This window comes from Mycobacterium sp. (assembly GCF_049683935.1).
Classification (GTDB): domain Bacteria; phylum Actinomycetota; class Actinomycetes; order Mycobacteriales; family Mycobacteriaceae; genus Mycobacterium.
In genome coordinates this window covers 1-4,975 of record NZ_JBAUJR010000315.1, presented here as the reverse complement: position 1 = coordinate 4,975, position 4,975 = coordinate 1, and the positions used below count along the sequence as shown (strand labels likewise).

Annotated in this window: 4 protein-coding genes and 2 pseudogenes; all 6 read right to left on the bottom strand. The window is 61.9% G+C overall.

Annotated elements, in window-relative coordinates:
* Positions 1 to 125: 125 nt before the first annotated feature.
* Positions 126 to 463 (bottom strand): annotated as a pseudogene (locus WA965_RS18670) (IS256 family transposase); the annotation flags it as partial.
* 378 nt (positions 464 to 841) lie between these two features.
* A complete protein-coding gene (locus WA965_RS18665) occupies positions 842 to 1,900 on the bottom strand; it encodes an LLM class flavin-dependent oxidoreductase (RefSeq protein ID WP_526296987.1) in 1,059 nt (352 codons plus the stop codon).
* 178 nt (positions 1,901 to 2,078) lie between these two features.
* The gene (locus WA965_RS18660) at positions 2,079 to 2,462 is read right to left on the bottom strand and encodes a PaaI family thioesterase (RefSeq protein WP_526296989.1); all 384 of its coding nucleotides are present in this window, start codon (positions 2,460 to 2,462) and stop codon (positions 2,079 to 2,081) included.
* A gap of 424 nt (positions 2,463 to 2,886) precedes the next feature.
* Positions 2,887 to 3,555: a transglutaminase domain-containing protein gene (locus WA965_RS18655; protein WP_526447913.1), complete on the bottom strand. Its 669-nt coding sequence runs from the start codon at positions 3,553 to 3,555 to the stop codon at positions 2,887 to 2,889.
* Positions 3,552 to 4,592, bottom strand: a complete 1,041-nt coding sequence (locus WA965_RS18650; RefSeq protein WP_526296969.1) for a BtrH N-terminal domain-containing protein — start codon at positions 4,590 to 4,592, stop codon at positions 3,552 to 3,554. Before WA965_RS18650 ends, WA965_RS18655 begins: the two co-directional genes overlap by 4 nt.
* A 269-nt stretch (positions 4,593 to 4,861) precedes the next feature.
* Positions 4,862 to 4,975, bottom strand: a pseudogene (locus tag WA965_RS18645) (alcohol dehydrogenase); the annotation flags it as partial.

The following is a 4,975-nucleotide window of genomic DNA, read 5'->3' as shown; positions in this document are numbered from 1 at the left end:
TCATAACCGACGCGGAGTGTCGTCAAGATGGGGCCAAATCAGACCGCCACAACGGCACAACCGCGACCACACAGGTGGAGCCATTTCTAGCCGTCCGCCCGGGGCCAAGTCAGGCTGTCACAGCCAGACTTACGCGACCACGCCGGCAGAATCGCCGAGGAAAACCGTTGCGCTCAGCGGTATCGGCGTCGACGCGCTTGTCGTTCACCCGCGGGGCGGTCACCGCCACCGCGCCCGCCGCGGTCAACACCTCACGCTCGTGGTGATAGCCGTTGCACACCACCAGCCGATGCCCGTTCTCGTCGACCTCACCGGCATGGGCGTCGACGTAGGCGGCGACCTCGGCGGCCAACGCCCCCGCCAGCATCTGCCGGGCACCGTCGCGGACGATCTCATCGAGCAGCGACCGCGACGCACCGGCGTCCTCGTTGGATGAATCCTGGTCGTGAACTACCTTGAGCATGGGCGTACCTTCCCGAACCAGCGCGCCAACGCCGGCTCTTGATCAGACCTACGTGAACTTTCAGATCATCCTCGGGAAGGTGCGCCCGCTCACGCCGCCTCGCCGAGGCTCATCCACAGGTTCTGATCATTGCTCCCGGCGCGGTGTGCACGGAGGCCTGGTCCGGAGACGATGGAGGGTTGCACCTCAGCTTCTCGACGACGACGCCAACATCGTCAACCACACCACGCAGCCATAGGTGGGCACGCACGGATCGACAGCGTGAGGGTCGCCAGACGCAGCGTCCTGCTTGTGCAGCCGCCATCCTCGATGTGGCACCGGCGGACGCGGCCGCATGCGTGAATTCACCGAAGGGGCGACATCAGCGCAGCGAGTGAATCAGGTGTCGCTGTGGGCAGAACGGCTGGACGGCCCTGGCGACATCGAAGCCGGCGAGCATTCTCGGATGATGCTGTCGAGATTTTGCTGCACGCGTTCCGGGGCAATACCGATCGATGGTGCGTACAGCATGATGTGGTCAAGGACGCCTTCGTAGCGTCTAAGTTGTTCACGGACTTGGTGTGCCGTTCCTGCGACGCCCATGGTGTCGATCATCTTATCGGACACCGCGGCGAACATCGCCGGGAAATCGCGTCGGGTGAATGCATCCCGAATGGCTCGACCCTCGGTGGTGAAGCCGTTCACGTCAAGCACCAACTCGTAGGACTTCACCGAGGAGTAGAACGCAATCTGTTGCGCCAGTTCGCGCCTGGCGACTTCGGCATCCTCGTGGATGGAGCACATGACCATGGATACGATTTCGACCTCGCTGGGGTCACGGTCGGCGTGCGCCGCGCCCTTGGCGACGGCGGGTCGGACGATCTCCTGGACGTAGGTGGTGGTGAACAGCGGGTGCCCCGCGAGGCCGTCAGCCACCCTGCCTGCTGTCTCGCACATCCGGGGTCGGACACCGGCGGTGATGATCGGGATCGGCCGACTCGGGGGCTGCATGTCGCCGGTTGGAATGAGGTTCAGGGCGTAGAAGCGGCCCTCGTGATGGACCGGACCTTCGTGCAGGTTCCAGATGCGGCGCAGCAACATGACGAGTTCCTCCATCCGCAGCGCGGGTGCGGAGGTGTCGGGCACGCCGTGCCAGTCGCTCATCATCCGTTTGGTCCCGTTGCCGATGCCGAGCACCAGTCGTCCGTCGGAGAGTTCGTCGAGGTCGCGCGCCTCGGTGGCCAGCACCAGGGGGCTTCGGCCCACGCCGTAGAGAATGGAGGACCCGATCCGGCAGTTCTCCGTGCTGTTCGCCATCGCGGCCATCGAGATCGACCCGGAGCGGTTGTAGAACTCCGATGCCCACACCGCGTCGAATCCGGCCGCGTCGGCGGCTTGGGCGATTTGGGCGATGGACTGCAGGTCCGCGCCGAGAACCGACAGGCCGTAGGTGCTCATATCTCATCTCCTGAACGCGGGCGAAGGCCGTCGAACATGACGGCGCTGATTGGACATCGTCTCGTCGAGGTAATTCTCGGTGAGCAGGTACATGAGTGCGTTGATGGTGACCGCGCCGAGCGGGGCAATGGACGTGGGTCGCGCATCGCCAGGCGTGCGGCGCCTTCAAAGCTGCTGCTCAGCATCTTCCCTCCCGGGTCGATCCCACAATGCAGCGTGTCGAGGACGCCTTCTGCATGGAGCTGGTGAAGTGCGCCAGTGTTACGACGACGAATAACCCAGACGCGGACGCGACTAGCTGACCGGTGGTTTCCTCGCGTAATTCTGTCCGGACTTCGAGTTTCCGGCCGGTCCTGGACACAAGCTCCGCGCTGACCTCGTAGGGGACCCCCAGCAACACTGGCGCGTAGAACTCGGTGTCGAGCTTACGGGTCACGGCCATCTCACCGACCACGTAGAGCAACATGCCCACCATGTCGTCGAGAACGGTCATGACTGCGCCGCCATGTGCGATACCGGGTGCGCCGCGATGTCGGCCGTCGAAGATATGCCTGGCACCCACCCCGTCGCCACACCGACGCGCTCGCAGGCGATGACCGTGCGGATTGTCTGTGCCGCAACCAAGGCACCACGGATGGTGCGCGTCAAGGTAGTCGCCGTCGGCGGCGACAGCACGATTCTGAAAGGTCTGCCACCACGCGATGGCCGAATCTTCTTCCGCTTGCTCGTCGATCACGAAACCCTCCTAAATAGGACCACGCAGTGCATAGTTCACCCTGCGACTTACGAATTGCGCCGACGTCAGCGCTGCTCGCCGGAAGACAATATGTAAAGACTCGCTAGCCCGCCGAGATCATCGCTGCGGTACACCTTCCAGTTCGGTCACTGTCGGCCGTTTAGTCCTGCCCGTAACCCCGCCCGAATTCAAGGAGATCATAGCCGACGAGATCGCGATCACAGTGTGCCGGCACACAGTCCGCACCGCCTCACAACTTCCGGGAGAAGGCGTCACGCTCGGCTTCGGCCTCAGCCATGAGCGGGCCGTACCGTTGATGCAACTCTGTAACGACGGCGGTGAAGGGAAGATCGTGGTACCAACCGCGGTCGTTGAGATACTCCATGTGTTGGCTTCCCCCACCGTCGTAGGCATGCAGAAGCGCATCGGTGTGGCCGTCGAAGTCGATCGGAGGTACACCGAATCGCGCGCAGAGCTCGGCGTTGAACGCCGGCGTAGCCTTCAGCCAGCGCTCGTTAAGTTGTAATTCGCTATATCCGTGGTAGACGAACACGTCTGTGCCCCCCATCCGGGCACGCAATGTGGCGGTCTGCAGATGATTGCGCACATCCGCGAATCCGAGCCGGGCGGGAATGCCTGCGGCACGAGCTGCCGCGGTGAGCAGCACCGCCTTCGGTACGCAATACGCCCTCGATGCTGTCGCTACATAGCTCGCCCGATAATGCTCGGGGTCGTCGTCGATGCTATATGGGTCATACCAAATCCTGTCTCGCACAGCGGTGAAGATCAATCTCGCCTTCTGCGCAGGGTCACGCACGTCACCGACCGCGTTCTCGGTGAAGCGCTGTACATCGTCATGCTGCCAATCGAGGAAGCCGGTCGTCTCCAGGAAACTCGATTCGTGTGAAGTGTCACTCACAGAGAGCCTTTCAGATGAGCCTCGATGCGGGTATCAACAGTGCCAACGGATCGACTGGCCGCTTCGAGGGCTTCGACGAGGCGCGTTTCGGCGTCCGGGATCGTCGCGGCGATTTTGGCCGCAGCTTGACTACGACTCCGTAGCGACGTGTCGGCATCCGTGGCTGCGGCGGCGTCATCGAGGAGATCGGAGATGTTCTGGCAACCTTGTGCCTGCAGTATACGAAAGAGCCCGCCACCGGTACCGGCCTTCTCGATGAACGCTCCGAGACCGAACAATGCCGCGGTCAGGGCATCGTCGTCGAACAGCGTCGGCCAATGCCGTACGTCATCGGCGAAGTCCTGCACACCCTTCAAACCGGAAGACTCGACTTCAGCTTCCTCGATGCGCAGTAGCGGCGCACTTGCGGCACCGCCGCGCATGAGCGCTGCGCTCGCGGCTAGTGCAGTGGTCGCAATCAGCCTAAGGTCGGGCACTCGCTCCGGCCAGTCGACGTGATATGTGGTGTGCCTGGTAGGCATAGGAAACCCTACCGAGGACCGCGCCCGGCGCAGATCGTCATAGGCCACCGTTTGGATGGTCTCGCGGTCATTATCGACCACATAAGCAACCCGTTGTTCGTCATCGTATCCAGTGATGACGATGTCGTGACGGCTCATGTGCAATCGGACGCGCAGGTAAGGAAGTTCGCCGATGTCAGCCCACACCATGACAGGTCGGCCATTGTCCACTTCGTCGGTCACAAATGCCCATCCCACGTCTGGGTCATCGGTCGATCGCACGACCAAGTTAGCCCCAATCCGGGAGAGGTAATCTTGTTCCAGCTCGCTTCCTCGTCCTACCAGGTATATCTGGGGAAACAACTGCGTAGAGCGGACGTACGAGAAGTCCAAGGCACCGCCGAGGGTGAAGACCAATCCTTCACTGAGTGCTTCTGTCCCCCATCCTAGTTGGGCCCATTCAGTAAGGTCACGCAGCGCACTGGAACCACAGTGCCCTCCCCTCCTATGGGGATAGGGAATTTGGATCCTCGTCATCGCCGCTTCCTCTCTTATCCGATAGCACTGTGAAGACTCGTCGAAAGCTACGTTCCATCTGGGCTTCCCCACTGCAGTAGGAGCCAGAACCGGTGACCGCGGCCAATCTCGTCCGCGCAAGGGCTCGACCGCCTATGCCTATGGGGCACATTGCTTTCGATCGCTATTCCCGCATCAAGTGTCAACGAAGAGTCAGCGAGCCGCAGCATCTCAACCGTTGTACTGAGCTCGCTTGCTGCCGTTTTGCGGTTCCCTGCTTGGTTGTTGCGTTAGAAGCGGATGAGTCCTCGGATGTTGCGGCCTGATCTCATGTCGGCGTACCCCTCGTTGATCTGATCGAGGGTGTACTCACGGGTGATCAGCTCATCGAGCTTGAGGTGTCC